The following is a 15,737-nucleotide window of genomic DNA, read 5'->3' on the forward strand; positions in this document are numbered from 1 at the left end:
TGGCTCGGAGGCGCACCCATGACTGTCGTGAACGATCTGTCGCACTTGGCTCTCACGGAGCTCGACCCGTCCGATTACGCGGTGCCGACCATCGCACCGATCCGTACCGCCGGTCACCTCGACCCGGTGTTCTGCGTCCACCCGTTGGTGGGTCTGGTCGACTGCTACGCAGGTCTGGCCCCTCACGTCGACGACGCGCGGCCCATCTACGGCGTGCAGGTACCGACGTCCGGTGAACGCTCCGAGTCATTGGCTGCACTGGCCGCCTCCTACGCCGACGACATCCTTCGCGTCCAGTCCTCCGGTGCAGTCCACCTGCTGGGGATGTCGTTCGGCGGAGTTCTCGCACACGCCATCGCCGTCGAACTACAGAGCCGCGGCGTCACCGTCGGCGCACTGACGCTGCTCGACAGCGACCCGGTCCGGGCCCGCGCCGAGGGAGCAGATCTTCTCGCGTCCATGGGCGACGACATCGATCGCAGTCACGTCGAGGAGTTGCTGGCTGTCGCCGCGCACAACGACGAACTCGTTCAGCGGCACCTGCCCGGCGTCTTCTTCGGCGACATCCTCGCCGTCTCGTCCCTGGGAACCGACTCCGGTTCCGCTTGGCACCCCTTCGTGTGCGGCACCGTCGCCAAGTACCTCGTGCCCGACGCCACCTCGTTCGACGTCGTCGGCCCGTTGGTGGACAGCTACCTCAGCTGATTTCTCGCCCTATCCCAGCCAGTCCAGCACGGCCGCGGCCGTCCAGGATTGCTGCATGCTGCCGAGCGGCTTGCCGGTGAACGGCTCGTAGTATTCGGCGAAGCTACCGTCGCTGGCCTGCCGCAGTCCCTCGTCCCGCAAGGTCAGTGACCGCTCGGACCAACCGCGACGCGCGAACGCCCACGAGAACAACCACGTCATCACCGGCCATACCGGCCCACGCCAATATTCACGGGCGCGGAAGTCCTTGGACACCGGCGAGGTCGACGGCGGGACGGCGTACCGCAGATCCGGATGGCCGCAGAAACGTGTGCCCTCGAATATTCGCAGCAAATTGCGCTCCTGCTCGCGGGGGAGGCCACCGCACAGCAACGGCGCGAACATCGCGATGGTCTCGGTGCCGATCCACTGGCCGGTGCGCAGATCGAAGTCACGAGCCCCACCGGAGCGGGCATCCGTTGTTGCGACGACACCCTTGCGGAACTTCTCGGCCCACGAGCGCAACTCGCGAACATCGGAGTGCGGACGCGAATGGTCCTCCCCGATGGTCGCGAGCACGTCGCACGCCACCGCGAAGATCGCACTGACGAACACGTCCTCCACGGCGAAGCTCATCTTGGTCTTCAACGCGTCGTCGTCGTATCCGACCTGCTTCATCTCCTCCACCAACCAGATGTAGCGGTCGTACTCGAGGTTGCTCGGCCGCTGAGAGGCGTCGGTGATGACGGCCTTGTCCTCTCTGAAGTACGGGTCCATCCCTCCGGGCACAACATTGGCGTAGGACGCATCCCAGCGCGGCGAGTTGTCCATGCCGGATTCCCAGCCGTGGAACAACGCGATGCGTCCGTTGTCGTCGACGTCGCGCGCCTGCGCGAGCCAACGATGCCAGCGCACCAGATCGCCCCAGCGTCGATCGAGAAACTCTTCGGCGACGGCACGCGTGGTCCGCCCGTGGCGCTTGGAGTGATCGAGAATGCGCTGCACGGCGATCGCGTGCACCGGCGGTTGGGTGATGCCGGAGGTCTGCGGATTCATCGGAGCGTGGGGAGCGAGGGTCCCGGTGGCCCACCGCGCCGGACCGGGAAAGTAGCCGTCGACCCCATTGGCGAACACGATGTGCGGAATCATCCCGTTCTTCCACTGTGCCGAGAGCAGCGTGTCCATTTCCACCACTGCACGCTCGACGCTCAACGGTGCCAGACCGACGGAGACGAATGCCGCGTCCCAGCTCCACATGTGCGGATACAGCCTCGGGGCCGCGCTGGTCATGGTGCCCAGGTCGTTACCTCGAAGCAGATACGCCGCCCGAGCCGCCAGCTGCGTGGAAGTAAAGCCTCGATCGCCCATGCAGACAGTTTGCGTCCATCCGAGGAATTCCGCTCGTTTCGATTGCGGACCGAATCTGTCCGCGATCGATCGTAGTGTCGGTTTCACCAGCTACCAGGAGGAACCAATGGCCACCGAGAACACCGACATCGCGAAGATGCTTACCGAACAGCGCGCCAACTTTCTCATCACCGTTCGCGGAATCACCGACGAACAGGCGCGCACTCGGACGACCTCGAGCGAGCTGACCCTCGGCGGGCTGCTCCACCACGTCATCAGCAACGAGCGGCACTGGATGACGGTGATCGCGGAGCTGGACGAGACGGCCGAGTTCGACATGGCCAGCGCCGGCGGCGAGTACGTCATGGCGGAGGACGAAACCGTGGCGGGTTTGGTTGCGGAATGGGAAGAGGTGGCACGCGCAACTTCTGCGGCGCTGGACTCGCTGGACCTCGATCTCGCCGTGCCGGTCCCGACGGCCCCCTGGGCACCCGAACGCATCTGGCAGAGTGCCCGATTCACCGTGCTCCACATCCTGCGCGAGATCTCCCAGCACGCCGGCCACGCGGACATCATTCGCGAGGAACTCGACGGTGCGAACACCACCCAGACCTGGGCCTCCGAGGCGGGGATGAGCTTCTGAGTAGCCCGGGAGTGGAGCCTGCAGGAACGACCCAATTAACCTGACTGTATGACTCGAACTGCACTGGTGACCGGAGCAAGCCGTGGCCTCGGGGCCCATATCGCTCGACTCCTCGCTCCGGATCATCACGTGTTGTTGGGGGGACGATCAGTCGAATCTCTGGAGCCGATCGCGTCGGAACTGGCCGGATCCACCCCGTGGCCGGTGGAACTGACCGATCCCGACGCGGTGGCAGCGGCCGCGTCGAGCATCGATTCTCTGGACGTGTTGGTGCACAACGCCGGAGTGGCGGCACTGGGGACCGTCGAGGAGTCGACGGCCGATGATTGGCGTCGCCAGTACGAGGTGAATGTCATCGCGGTCGTCGAACTCACTCGACTGTTGCTTCCTGCACTGCGTGCCGCCAACGGCCATGTGGTGCTGATCAATTCGGGAGCGGGCATTCGAGCGAACCCGGGTTGGGGCGCCTACGCGGCGAGCAAGTTCGCACTTCGTGCGTTCGGTGATGCACTGCGACTGGAAGAGCCACTTTTGCGAGTGACTTCGGTGCATCCCGGCCGCATCGATACCGAGATGCAGCAGGAGATCGTCGCGCACGAGGGTGGAGAGTACGACGGGTCGAAGTTCTTGCAGCCCAGCACCGTTGCCCTCGCGGTGCGCAACGCAATCGATACGCCGGCCGATGCTCACCCGACGGAATTGGTGCTGCGCACCAGGTGAGCGGAACTTCGTAGTGTTGGTCGAGTTTCCGTTCACGACAACGAAATTGGTGAATCGAAGTTCGTAGATCACCCAAGGCTCACGCACAGCATCGACTGGGTAACTTTCAGCAAGCGCACCCTCCGCGCCTGTCTCGGCCTCGAAGTCGCTCGGAGCCACCCCGCTGAAATTCGCCAACGCACCTCGTCGGGTCGGTGGCAGATGCCATAGGCCGTCCCGGGGTGAATTGTCCAACCTCGGCTGGGTACCGACAGCGCGATGTCGACACCGCATCTACACGAATCCCGAATCCTCGGATGGTGCAGCACCACGTCTGAAGGCACTGACCGTGGAGAGCTCGGTTTATAGTCGGTCCATGACCGATCCAGCGACCACGCGCCCCGAAAGAAGTGTCCTTCATGGCGCGTGACTCGTTGGTCTCGGTGGTGTCCAACGACGTTCTGGAACGCATTGTCTCGGGCGAGCTCCCGCCGGGCACCATGCTCCCGTCGGAGGCGGTGATCGGAACCCAGTTCGACGTCTCCCGTCTGACGGTGCGAGAAGCGCTGAAGCAGTTGGCTGCCATCAACGTTCTCACCGCGGTTCGCGGCCGAGGAACGTACGTCAACGACGTCTCGCAGTGGACGTCCATCGACGCCGTGGTGCGGGCCGCGTCGTCGAGCGGTCGGGCCCACGAGGTGTCGATTCAGATGCTCGAGATGCGACGCATCATCGAAGTAGGAGCAGCGGAGCTGGCCGGCGCGAGGCGGACCGAGGACGACGTAGCCGCCCTGCGCGAGCATCTGGACCGCATGCGCGAGTCCCATGCCGCGAGCGATGTCGACGGTTTCGTCCAAGCCGACCTAGCGTTTCACGACGTCATCTTAGCGGCGTCGGGCAATCTGCTGGTTCCCGCTGTGTACGACCCGGTGCGGCGGCTGTTGTCCCAGACTCGACGCGAGACCTCGGCTGTACCGGCCATTCAGGTCAACGCCATCGCGATGCACGAGAACATCCTGGCCGCGATGGCCGACTCGGACCCCGAGCGAACGCGGGCCGCCATGGCCGAACACATGCAGCAGACCCTCGATGATCTGCACGCGTTCGTCATCGCCGACACATAGAAGTGTGACCGTTCGGTAGTTCGGGCCTTGACATGACACCCATCACAGTCGCAAGATGTCAGACATCTGATTTCTACCGATTAGGACGCTGCATGCCCACCCTCGATGCACTGCTCGCAGAGCACGCACCCGCACCCACTGTCAGCGCCGCGACTGTACGAAAGGGCGCCGCCACCGCGCCCGTGCTCGTAGTACTCGACGACGATCCGACCGGCACGCAGTCGGTCCACGATCTGCCGGTGCTCACCCGGTGGGACCCCGAACACCTCGAGTGGGCGCTCTCGCAGTCGGTCCCGGCCGTGTACGTGCTCACCAACACCCGCAGCCTCGACCCGGCGGAGGCCGAGCACCGCAACCGGGAGATCGCCGACGTGGCCCTGTCCGTCGCTGGGCGACTCGGCATCGACATCGCCTTCGTCTCCCGCAGCGACTCCACCCTGCGCGGTCACTTTCCGTTGGAAACCGACACGTTGATTCGGCAGATCACCGCGTCCGGCGGTTCCGACATCGACGGCATCATCCTCGTACCGGCGTTCCCCGATGCCGGCCGGGTGACCGTGGACGGCGTGCACTACTTCGTCGATCCGAACCAGGACTTCCGCGCAGTACCGGTAGCGGAGACCGAGTTCGCCCGGGACGCCACCTTCGGTTTCGCCTCGTCCGATCTCGCATCGTGGGTCCAGGAGAAGACCGCCGGCCGCGTCGCCGCCGAGGACGTCCTGCACATCGACCTGCGCACCATCCGGGTCAAGGGCGCCGAAGGAGTGGCCGAGATCCTGGGAGCCGCCTCCAACGCAATTCCCGTGATCGTCGACATGGTGGTCGAAGAAGATCTGCGCGAGGTCGCCCTCGGGATCCAGTTGGCGCAGAGCAATGGCAAGCACTTCCTCTACCGCGTCGGGCCGCCGTTCGTCCGCGCGATAGTTGGCCAGAAACCTCGCGAACCCCTCACGGCAGCAGACATTTTCACATCTGACGCTGACACATCGGACAGTCCCGCCACCGGCGGACTGGTGGTGGTCGGCTCACACGTCGGCCTCACCACTCGCCAACTCGACGACCTCGCGTCCAGTGACATCGACCAGACGTCCATCGTGGTCGACGTGCCCACGGTGATCGATCCCGCTCGACGCGAGACCTACCTGGCCGAGCTCGTCGACGCCGTGTACGCCGCTCTGGCCGATCGGACCGTCGTGGTCAGCACCTCGCGAACCCTGGTGAAAACCACTGACGGTGCAGGGAGCCTCGACATCTCGCGCCAAGTCTCGGCAGCGCTGGTCCACATCGTGCGCACCGTGCTCGAACTCCGGGCGCCACGCTTCGTCATCGCCAAGGGCGGCATCACCTCCTCCGATCTCGCCGCCCACGGCCTCGGCATGTCTCGTGCCGTCGCCAAGGGCCCCATGCTCCCCGGCATCGTCTCCCTGTGGGAGCCGAAAGACGGACCCGGCCTGGGCATTCCGTACGTCGTCTTCGCCGGCAATGTCGGCGGCACCACCTCGCTCACCGAGGTCGTCCGAACTCTCTCGAAGGAAATCGCATGAACCCCACAGTTGCAGTGCTCGGCCTCGGCGCGATGGGCCTGCCCATGGCTACCCACCTCGCCACCATCACCGAGGTACACGGGTTCGATCCGAACAGCCAACGATCGGCCCTGGCCGACGACGCCGGCATCACCACTCATGCCAGCGGCGCAAAGGCAGCGGCCGATGCCGACGTCGTTCTGCTCGCCGTCCGCAACGGGGCGCAGCTACACGATGTGCTGTTCGGCGACGACGGCATCGCGTCCTCGCTGCGCAGCGGCGCCGTGGTCCTGATGACCAGCACCGTGGGCATCGAACCGGTCAAAGCTGCTGCCGCCCAACTCCTGGAACTGGGCGTCGACCTCGTGGACGCCCCCCTCTCGGGCGGGCCGGTGCGCGCCGGACAGGGCGATCTACTGGTGGTCGTCGGCGGAACGCCCGATGCTCGCCACCGCGCTGCCCCCGTGCTCGAGGCGATGTCGTCCACGCTCGTCGTCGTCGGTGACAATCCCGGTGACGGACAGGCGTTGAAAACCGTCAACCAGCTGCTGTGTGGAGTCCACATCGCTGCCGCGGCCGAGGCTCTGGCCCTGGCAGATTCGCTCGGACTCGACCCGACACGCACGCTCGACGCGCTACAGAGCGGCGCGGCAGCATCTTTCATGCTCGGCAATCGCGGGCCTCGCATTCTCGAGGCATACAACGAGGACGGCGCAGAGGTACTGAGCCGGCTCGACATCTTCGTCAAGGACATGGGCATCGTCACCACCGCAGCCCGCGGTCTGGGCTTGGCCACACCCGTCGCCAGCGCAGCGGAACAGCTCTACCTGATCGGTCAGGCGCAGGGTCTCGGTGCGCTCGACGACTCTGCCGTGATCCGCGCTGTCGCACCGAATAAGCACTCGCACTAACACTTTCATCAGCAATTCTTCGAAGGAGATCGTCGTGGGCACCACCGGATTACTGCTCGTCGCCGTGGCGAGCGTCGCTTTACTACTGGTCGCCGTCATCAGACTGAAGGTGCCCGCATTCCTCGCATTGCTGGGGGTCAGCGTCCTCACGGCGATCGTCGCCGGCATCCCCCTCGGCGACGTGGTGGACACCATCGTCGCCGGTATGGGCGGAACCCTCGGCAACGTCGCCTTGCTCGTCGGCCTCGGCACCATGCTGGGCAAACTGATCGAAATCTCCGGCGGCGCCAGGTCGTTGGCGGAAAAGGCAGCCGAGGTCTTCGGGCAGAAAAGACTGGTTGCAGCATTGGTGGCGGTGGCCTTCATGCTGGCCATCCCGGTCTTCTTCGATGTCGGCTTCATTGTGCTGGTTCCGATCATCTACGGCTTCGCCGTGGTTCTCGGCGTCGACCCCGTCAAGGTGGGGTTGCCCGTCGCAGGCATCATGCTCGCCATTCACGTCACCGTCCCGCCGCACCCCGGCGTCGTCGGCGGTGGTGCACTGGTGGACGCAGACCTGGGCTGGCTCACCATCCTCGGCCTGGTCGTCTGCCTCCCGCTGGGTGTGCTGAGCTACTACCTCGCTCGGATGCTCAACCGTCGTGACGTCCCCATGCTGCGCGAGACCGCACGCAGCTTCGCCGCGTTCACCGCCAACACCAAGGCCGGCACCCGCACCGGTGGGTCCGGGACCACCTCGGTTGCAACAGGATCCGATGGTTCCGACGGCTCCGGGGACGAAGATCCCATCGCCACGGCCGGTCGGGACAACCCCGCCGGTTGGGGCTCCATTGTGTTGCTCATCCTGCTACCCATCGTCATGATCATGTTCGGCACCGTCGGCGGCCTGCTGTTCGACGAGGATTCCACCGCGGCAGGCGTCGTCGGGTTCGTCGGAGCTCCCGCCGTCGCACTGCTGGTCACCACAGCCCTGGCCTACTGGTTGATCGGCGTGCGGCGTGGGCTGAGTTCGCAGCAGATCGGGCAGGCACTCGACTCGGGCCTGGCTCCAGCGGCGATCATCATCCTGGTCACCGGCGCAGGTGGCGTGTTCGGCAGGGTTCTCACCGAGTCGGGCATCGGCGACGCGTTGGCCGGATCACTGTCCGACGCCGGTCTGCCGCTGATCGTCTCGCTCTTCGTCGTCGCGGCGGCTCTGCGGGCATCGCAGGGTTCGGCGACGGTCGCGATCGTCACCACGCTCGGCCTGCTGGGTGCCGCGGTCACCGCGGGCGACTACACCGTGATCCAGGTGGCTCTTCTGGTGCTCGCCACCGGATTCGGCGCACTCGGCTTCTCCCACGTCAACGATTCCGGCTTCTGGGTGGTCACCCGATTCCTCGGCCTCTCGGTGGGCGACGGTCTGCGTACCTGGACCGTGTTGACAACGGCACTCGGTGTGGCCGGATTCCTGATCACCTTCCTGCTGTGGGGAATTGTGTCGGCCACAGGACTGTAGTTGCGCGGCACAAGGCTCGCCGAACTCGAAGTTATGGACGGAATCCGGTCGACTTTCGTCCACAACTTCGAGTTGGGCGGTACCTAAAGCACGAGCGTGGCGAGGTCACCCGTCCCGACCCTCGTCCACCCAGTCCGGATGCTCGTTTTCCGCCCACTCCCGCGTGACGACGCCCTCCGTCATTCCGCGCATCGCCTCGGTATCGCGCCACGCATACGTGATGTGCCCGACGACCAGAAGCCCGAATCCCAGTGCGAACCAGTCGTGCACGAAGGTGGCGCCGATGCGCCAGTCGAGCGGGCTCCAGTTCTGGAAGTACATCACGACACCGGTCAACAGCAGCACCAGAATCGATCCACCGCTGAGCGCACCGTTCAACTTCTGGCCGGCGTTGAACTTACCGACCCCCACCGCGCCGAGACGACGGGCCTTGGAACGCAACCACTTCCAGTCGTCGTCGACGAATCTGTTGAGACGCGTCATGTCCTGTCGGAATCCTCTTGATACCGCCCCGGCGATCAACGGAACCGGAAGGAGGAAGCCCGACCACACGTGCACGAACTCCACGATCGGACGGTGTCCCACCAGCACTGCGAGCGACCCGATGTACAGGATCGCAGCGGTCACCATGCAGACGATCACCAAGATGCCGACAGCCCAGTGCACGTATCGCTCGACCCGCCCGAAGCGAGCGAGTTCGTCAAGCCGTGGGGTCATCACGACGCCCGTTCGATTCGCCGACGTACGCGTCGATGTCGTATCCGCGATTCTCCCAATAGCCCGGCACCACGTTGTCGGTGAGCTCGATCCCGCCCAGCCACTTGATGCTCTTATAGCCGTACATCGAGGCCACGAACAACCGCACCGGCCCCCCGTGGTCGTGGGTCACCGGGCCGTCGAGCATGGTCAACGCAACCAGGACGTCGTTCGAACGTGCCTGCTCGAGCGTCAGACTTTCCGTGTAGGTCCCGTCGAACGAGGTGAAGCGAAGCGAGTTCGCCGACGCGGTGGGTCCGACGGCATCGAGAATATCGGCCAATCGCACTCCGCTCCACGCAACTTCGGGTACCCGCCATCCCGTGACGCACTGAAAGTCGCGCACCAACGACGTCTGCGGCATCGAACGCAGGTCCTGCAGCGTGAACGTCCGCGGTGAGTCGACCGAACCACCCACCGTCAAGGCGTAGGACTTCTCGTCCTTGCGCGGCGCGCCCAGCGTCACCGAATAGAACCGAAAATTGTTTCCGACGGGAATCAGTCCGATCAAGCCCGTCGGATCGTGATTGCCGAGTGGGCCGAGCACGGACGCGAGACCCTTCTGCAGTGCCCCGCCGCCCACGATGCCCGCGGCACCCGCTGCCACCAGGCCGAGCACGACTCGACGGCCGACGGGCCTACCCGGAATCTCTCGCTCGTCGATCGGCATCCCTCCACTGTCCACGCTGGACGGCGATCCGTCACCTGACGCCCCTCGAAGTCTGGATGTTCGACGCGGGAAGTCCTACCGTAGAGACATGGCACTGTCGAAGGCAGAACGCGAAGAGTATCTGGCCGAATCGCATATCGCCGCGCTGTCAGTGGCGGCCGGACCGGATCGCGGCCCGCTGACGGTCCCGATCTGGTACGACTACACCCCCGGCGGTGAAGCCTGGGTACTGACCGGTAAGACGTCCAAGAAGGCCCAATTGATCAGGGCTGCAGGGCGATTCACCCTCATGATCGAACAGTCCGATCCGACGATCCGCTACGTCAGCGCCGAAGGTCCGGTGATCCGAGAAGAGCCGAGCACGCCGGAGCTTCTGCGCGCCATGGCTGCGCGCTACCTACCCCCGGAGAAGGTCGACGGGTACCTCGAGATGGCAAACAATGAACACGAAGAAAACGTGGTGTTCTACCTGCAACCGGAGCATTGGCTGTCGGCCGATCTCGGGGCGATCTGATCGCATCGATCTCCGAGTGCGCGGTTGCAGCTACGCGGAAAGCTGCGCCGAGACGAACCGTCGGACACGTTCGAGCGATGCAGAGGTTTCCGGCGTCGGTACCTGCTGATACGCATGCCAGAGTCCGGGCGCGTCGTCCACCTCGACGGGCACCCCGTGCTGTTCCAGACGACGTGCCAAGCTCAGGACATCCGGGCGCAGGAGATCGCGCTCCGCGGTCACAAGAAGAGTCGGCACAGTCAGGCCTGTGAAGTCCGCCAGGATCGGTGACACTCGCGGATCGTCGGGGTCGTGTCCGCCCAGATACGCAGGCAACGCCTTGTCCAGCATTCCGTGCCATTTCACGACCGGATCGAGGCCCTCGTTCACCAGCCGGGCGGAATCGAAGTCGTGGAGGTCGGCAGCGGGACTGAACAACACCACGGCGGCGGGCAGCAATGAGCCCGCACCGTCTCGCTCGAGCAACTGCTCGAGCACGCCCAGTGCCAGGTTTGCGCCGGCCGAAGTGGCAACCAGGACCGGCCGGCCGGATAGTCCGGATGTGAGTGCATCCCAAGCCTTTTCGACCTGATGCAGCGATGTGGGAAACCGAGTGGCCGGGGCCAGGCCGTAATGCAGGGAGAAGCACGTCAACCCTGTCGAGGCGGTCAGGCCGACGGCGATCGAGTCCACCGGTTCACCGACGACGAACGCTCCTCCGTGTACGTAGACGAGGTAGTCGTCGCCCACCGTACGAGGGTGGTTCCGAGGTTTCAACTCGGTGACGGTCGATCCCGCGTAGTCCGTGATGTGAACGTCGACCTGATGGTGGCGCAAAGCTTCTGCGATGGCACCCTTGTTTCTCCGGCGCGCCAGTGCTCGAACCACGGGACTGAACACCGCGTTGAGCGGCACCGGAATACTCGCGGGCGGTGCGGTCGCCAACATCTGTCGAGCAAGGTCGGACAGTGGTCGCTCGTCGTTCGCACCGAAGCCGGGCTGGGTCATGTCGTGAGGATAACGAAAAGCTCCCGAACTCGAAGTTATGGACGGAAATCGCCAGATTTTCATCCATAACTTCGAGCTCGGCGGAGGCGGGGCTACTTCAGAACGATGTTCACCATTCGACCCGGGATGACGATGGTCTTGGTCGGGGCCTTGCCGTCGAGCAGGGCCACGATCTTCTCGTCCGCCAGAGCCGTCTTCTCGACGTCGTCCTTCGTCGCATCGGCTGAGACGGTGATGCGACTGCGTACCTTGCCGTTGACCTGGATGGGGTAGTCGACGGTATCGGCGACGAGCCACTTCTTCTCCACGCGCGGGAACGGCCCGTGCGCCAACGACTTCTCGTGACCGAGCTTGCTCCACAGTTCCTCGGACAGGTGCGGAGCCAACGGAGCCAGCATCAGAATCAACGGCTCCACCACCCCGCGCGGAGCACCGTCCGGGTACGCCTTGGTGATGTGGTTGGTCAGCTCGATCAACTTGGCACCGGCCGTATTGTCACGCAGCGCAGCGTAATCCGCGTGTACGCCGTCGATCACGCGGTTGAGCACTCGCAGCGTGTCCTCGGTGGGCTTGGCATCGGTGACGCGAACCTCGCCGGTCACCTCGTCGAGCACCAGTCGCCACACACGCTGCAAGAACCGCTGCGCGCCGACGACGTCCTTCGTCGCCCACGGCCGCGAGGTGTCCAGCGGGCCCATCGACATCTCGTAGAAGCGCAGGGTGTCGGCACCGTACTCGGCGAAGATCTCGTCGGGGGAGACCGAATTCTTCAGTGACTTACCCATTTTCCCGTACTCGCGGTTGACGGGCTGATCCTGATAGAAGTAGCCGCCGTCGCGTTCGATCACCTCGGCCGCGGGCACGTAGACCCCACGCGCGTCGGTGAACGCGTACGCCTGGATGTAGCCCTGGTTGTACAGGCGACGGTACGGCTCGCTCGAACTGACGTGACCCAGATCGAACAGCACCTTGTGCCAGAAGCGCGAGTACAACAGGTGCAGCACCGCATGCTCGACGCCACCCACGTAGAGATCGACGCCGCCCGGATCGTTGGGTCCGTGGATCTCCGGACGCGGCCCCACCCAGTACTTCTCGTTCTCGGGGTCCGCGAAGGCCTCGGAGTTGGTCGGGTCGACGTAGCGCAGCTGGTACCAGGAACTACCGGCCCACTGCGGCATCACGTTGGTGTCGCGGGTGTAGGTCTGCAACCCGTCGCCCAGATCCAGTTCTACGTTCACCCATTCGTCGGCCTTGGCCAGTGGTGGGGACGGCTCGGAGCCCGCGTCGTCGGGGTCGAACGACACCGGGGCATAGTTCTCGATCTCGGGAAGCTCTACCGGCAGAGCAGAATCCGGCAGTCCGTGCGGGTTGCCCTCGGCGTCCCACACGATCGGGAACGGCTCGCCCCAGTAGCGCTGACGAGCGAACAGCCAGTCGCGCAACTTGTACTGGATGGTGCCGCGGCCGGTGCCGTCTGCTTCCAATCGAGCGATGACGGCCGCTTTGGCCTCGTCCACCGGTAGGCCGTCGAGGAAGCCGGAGTTCACCAGCGCGCCGTCGCCGACATAGGCTGCCTCGGTGACGTCTCCGCCCGAAATGACCTCGCGCACAGGCAGACCCAATGCCGTAGCGAACTCCCAGTCACGCGCGTCATGGCCGGGTACGGCCATGATGGCGCCGGTGCCGTAACCGGTGAGCACGTAGTCGGCGATGAACACCGGCACCTGCTCGCCGTTCACCGGGTTCTCGGCGTAGGCACCGATGAAGACGCCGGTCTTCTCCTTGTTCTCCTGCCGCTCCAGATCGGACTTGGCGGCGATCGACGCCCGATATGCCGCAACGGCTTCCGCGGGGGTCCCGGCTCCGCCGGTCCACGTGTCGGAGACATCCGCCGGCCACTCGGGAGCGATCAGCCCGTCGACCAGTTCGTGCTCGGGGGCGAGCACCACGTAGCTCGCGCCGAACAGAGTGTCGGGGCGAGTGGTGAACACCTCGATGCCGGAGAACGAGACCTGCGCACCGCGGGAGCGTCCGATCCAGTTGCGCTGCATGGTCTTGACCTTCTCGGGCCAATCCAGGTACTCGAGGTCGTCGACGAGCCGGTCGGAGTACGCGGTGATGCGCATCATCCACTGCCGCAGGTTCTTTCGGAACACCGGGAAGTTGCCGCGATCGCTACGCCCGTCGGCGGTGACCTCTTCGTTGGCCAGCACCGTACCCAGGCCGGGGCACCAGTTGACCATCGAGTTGGACTCGTACACCAGACGGAAGCCGTCGATCACCTCACGGCGCTCGCCGACGGTCAGCGACTCCCAGGATCGACCGTCGTCCAAGGTCCGCTCACCCGAAGCGAAAGCGGCCTCCAGTTCCGAGATGGGCCGCGCCTTGCCGAGCTCGTCGTCGAACCAGGAGTTGAAAATCTGCAGGAAGATCCACTGTGTCCAGTGATAGAAGTCGACGTCCGTCGTCGCCAGGGACCGTCGACGATCGTGCCCGAGGCCCAGGCGACGCAACTGGCGTCGCATGTTGATGATGTTGTCCTCGGTGGTGCTGCGCGGATGCGTACCCGTCTGCACGGCGTACTGCTCGGCGGGCAATCCGAAAGCGTCGTAGCCCAGCGCGTGCAGCACGTTGCGTCCCTGCATGCGGTGGTAGCGCGCGAAGACGTCGGTGGCGATGTAGCCGAGGGGATGGCCGACGTGCAGTCCGCTGCCCGACGGATACGGGAACATGTCCTGGACGAACAGCTTGTCTCTCGGGACGTCTCCGGCGAGCGTGCCGACCGGGTTGGGTGCGTCGAAGGTGCCCTGGGTCTCCCACAGGTCCTGCCACTGCTCCTCGATGTGCCCGGCGAGTTCGGCTGTGTAGCGGTACTCGGGGGCGGACTCGGTGGGTGCGTCAACGGAATCGGTCACATCGACCAGCCTAAAGTGTGACGCGGCCCGCCTGGTACCAGGACCTCGCTGCGCCGTATCCTGGCGAAGTGGTCATCGTCGCGGTTGTGTTGTTCGTACTCGCCCTCATCGTCGGCGCTGTAGCCGCCCTGTCGCTGCTGGGCCGGCTCCCGCGTAACCGTTTCGCCGGTGTCCGCACCGCCGAGGCCATGCGCGACGACGAGACGTTCGTCCTGGCCAATCGCGTTGCAGGTCCCACGACCGCGGCATCGGCACTGGTGCTGGCCCTCGGCGCAGTCGCCGCTCTTGCTCTGAGCGGCGTGTCGGCCGTCGTCGCAGTGGTCGTCGCCCTCGTGGCCGCGCTGTTCATCGCCGCAGCCGGCGGATCCATCGGGGCCCGCGCCGCGGCCGCCGTCCCGGCCCCCGCCGAGGCGGACGGATGCGGACAGTCCTGCATCTCGTGCAGCCTCAAGGACGCCTGCCAGCCGAGCTGAGCAGATGAGGACGAGAGCGTCACGCACATTCGATCCCGCTGGGGTGGTCTTCGGCGTTGCCGTTCCCCTTGCGGTCGCTGCCCTGTGTCTCGTTCTTGCCTACCTGTGGCAGGGCCGACTACCGGACGAGGTCGCCACCCACTTCAGCGGTACCGAACCGGACGACTTCTCCAACCCGCTCTCCAACACCTGGACCCTCGCGATCGTGATCGTGCTGGTGGGCGGCGGGTGCAGTGCAGTCGCGTCGTTGGCCCGGGTGCTGCTGATCATGCGCCGCACGATGCTCGTCATCGGGCTGACCGTCGTCGGAATGATCGGCGTTCTGCAGATCGCCACCCTGACCCGGGAGTTGGACCTCGAGTCCGGCCAGAGCGTCACCATCCCTGGCTGGGCCATCGCCATGGGGACCGTCATCGGATTCGCCGCCGGGCTGTTCGGTGCGTCCAGGCTGCGCGACCACCGCGAACGCGTCGTCGCCACGTCCGCGCCGCACGCCGATCTCCCGCGCTGCAATCCCGAACTACCGCTGGTGGTCCGCGTCGGCGCCAGTCGTGTCGCCGGGATCACCGTCGTCGTGATTTCTCTCGCCGGAGCCGCGCTGACCTGCTACCTGACCAGCTCGCCATGGCCGATCTTTCTCTTCGTCCCGCTGACGATTCTGATTCTGTCGCTGCTGCGCTTCACCGTGCACATCGACAGCGACGGGCTCTACGTGTCCAGCCTGGGCATGGCGGCCTTCGACTACGACATCGACGAGATCACCGGTGCCTCGGTGCGGGCTGTCGATCCGGGTAAGGACTTCGGCGGTTGGGGGCTGCGGGCCAAGGGGCGCGGAAACTACGCCGTCGCGACCGAATCCGGCCCCGCCGCTTTTGTCACCTTCGCCAACGGCGACCGGCTCACCATCGGTTCCGACCAGGCCGACGCGATTGCCGGCACCCTGAACAGCTTGACCGCCCGCACCCGCAGCACGACGGTGGATTAAGTTAGCCG

Annotated in this window: 15 protein-coding genes; 10 read left to right on the forward strand and 5 right to left on the reverse strand. The window is 65.2% G+C overall.

Features of this window, described 5'->3' with window-relative positions:
- Positions 1–18: 18 nt before the first annotated feature.
- Entirely contained in the window at positions 19–705 is a 687-nt protein-coding gene (locus ASG84_RS17825) for a thioesterase domain-containing protein (RefSeq protein ID WP_057478489.1), read from the forward strand.
- Positions 706–714: 9 nt separating this feature from the next.
- Here the strand turns inward: ASG84_RS17825 and ggh are convergent, their stop codons facing one another.
- Positions 715–2,052 (reverse strand): glucosylglycerate hydrolase, encoded by a 1,338-nt coding sequence (gene ggh, locus ASG84_RS17830; RefSeq protein WP_057478344.1) that lies wholly within the window; start codon positions 2,050–2,052, stop codon positions 715–717.
- Positions 2,053–2,158: 106 nt separating this feature from the next.
- Between ggh and ASG84_RS17835 the strand changes: the two genes are divergently transcribed.
- From ASG84_RS17835 to ASG84_RS17860, 6 genes are all read left to right on the forward strand, one after another.
- On the forward strand, positions 2,159–2,674 hold the full coding sequence (locus tag ASG84_RS17835) for a DinB family protein (protein WP_057478490.1): 516 nt from the start codon (positions 2,159–2,161) through the stop codon (positions 2,672–2,674).
- 48 nt (positions 2,675–2,722) lie between these two features.
- Positions 2,723–3,394, forward strand: coding sequence for an SDR family oxidoreductase (locus ASG84_RS17840; protein ID WP_057478345.1), 672 nt, complete (start codon positions 2,723–2,725; stop codon positions 3,392–3,394).
- Between the two features lie 398 nt (positions 3,395–3,792).
- Complete coding sequence (locus ASG84_RS17845; protein ID WP_057478491.1) at positions 3,793–4,497, forward strand: FadR/GntR family transcriptional regulator; 705 nt, start codon at positions 3,793–3,795, stop codon at positions 4,495–4,497.
- Between the two features lie 92 nt (positions 4,498–4,589).
- Positions 4,590–6,041 carry a four-carbon acid sugar kinase family protein gene (locus ASG84_RS17850; protein ID WP_057478346.1) on the forward strand — a complete coding sequence of 484 codons (1,452 nt, stop codon included), beginning with the start codon at positions 4,590–4,592 and terminating at the stop codon, positions 6,039–6,041.
- Positions 6,038–6,931, forward strand: coding sequence for an NAD(P)-dependent oxidoreductase (locus ASG84_RS17855; protein WP_057478347.1), 894 nt, complete (start codon positions 6,038–6,040; stop codon positions 6,929–6,931). The genes ASG84_RS17850 and ASG84_RS17855 overlap by 4 nt, the downstream gene beginning before the upstream one ends.
- A 34-nt stretch (positions 6,932–6,965) precedes the next feature.
- Positions 6,966–8,429 carry a GntP family transporter gene (locus ASG84_RS17860; protein ID WP_057478348.1) on the forward strand — a complete coding sequence of 488 codons (1,464 nt, stop codon included), beginning with the start codon at positions 6,966–6,968 and terminating at the stop codon, positions 8,427–8,429.
- A gap of 105 nt (positions 8,430–8,534) precedes the next feature.
- On the opposite strand, the gene ASG84_RS17865 is transcribed toward ASG84_RS17860, so the two are convergent.
- Together ASG84_RS17865 and ASG84_RS17870 are read right to left on the reverse strand one after the other, a co-directional pair.
- Positions 8,535–9,146 carry a cytochrome b/b6 domain-containing protein gene (locus tag ASG84_RS17865; RefSeq protein ID WP_057478349.1) on the reverse strand — a complete coding sequence of 204 codons (612 nt, stop codon included), beginning with the start codon at positions 9,144–9,146 and terminating at the stop codon, positions 8,535–8,537.
- Entirely contained in the window at positions 9,130–9,855 is a 726-nt protein-coding gene (locus ASG84_RS17870; protein WP_057478492.1) for a molybdopterin-dependent oxidoreductase, read from the reverse strand. Before ASG84_RS17870 ends, ASG84_RS17865 begins: the two co-directional genes overlap by 17 nt.
- Positions 9,856–9,943: 88 nt before the next feature.
- Here ASG84_RS17870 and ASG84_RS17875 point away from each other — a divergent pair, with 88 nt between their 5' ends.
- Positions 9,944–10,369, forward strand: a complete 426-nt coding sequence (locus ASG84_RS17875) for a pyridoxamine 5'-phosphate oxidase family protein (RefSeq protein ID WP_057478350.1) — start codon at positions 9,944–9,946, stop codon at positions 10,367–10,369.
- Positions 10,370–10,399: 30 nt separating this feature from the next.
- Here the strand turns inward: ASG84_RS17875 and ASG84_RS17880 are convergent, their stop codons facing one another.
- Positions 10,400–11,356 (reverse strand): alpha/beta hydrolase fold domain-containing protein, encoded by a 957-nt coding sequence (locus tag ASG84_RS17880; RefSeq protein ID WP_057478351.1) that lies wholly within the window; start codon positions 11,354–11,356, stop codon positions 10,400–10,402.
- A 92-nt stretch (positions 11,357–11,448) separates the two neighbouring features.
- On the reverse strand, positions 11,449–14,271 hold the full coding sequence (gene leuS / locus ASG84_RS17885; protein WP_057478352.1) for a leucine--tRNA ligase: 2,823 nt from the start codon (positions 14,269–14,271) through the stop codon (positions 11,449–11,451).
- 68 nt (positions 14,272–14,339) lie between these two features.
- Between leuS and ASG84_RS17890 the strand changes: the two genes are divergently transcribed.
- Entirely contained in the window at positions 14,340–14,744 is a 405-nt protein-coding gene (locus ASG84_RS17890; protein WP_057478493.1) for an SdpI family protein, read from the forward strand.
- A gap of 4 nt (positions 14,745–14,748) precedes the next feature.
- Positions 14,749–15,729 carry a DUF1648 domain-containing protein gene (locus ASG84_RS17895; RefSeq protein WP_057478353.1) on the forward strand — a complete coding sequence of 327 codons (981 nt, stop codon included), beginning with the start codon at positions 14,749–14,751 and terminating at the stop codon, positions 15,727–15,729.
- Positions 15,730–15,737: the final 8 nt, after the last annotated feature.

This window comes from Rhodococcus sp. Leaf278, from assembly GCF_001426085.1.
GTDB lineage: Bacteria > Actinomycetota > Actinomycetes > Mycobacteriales > Mycobacteriaceae > Rhodococcoides.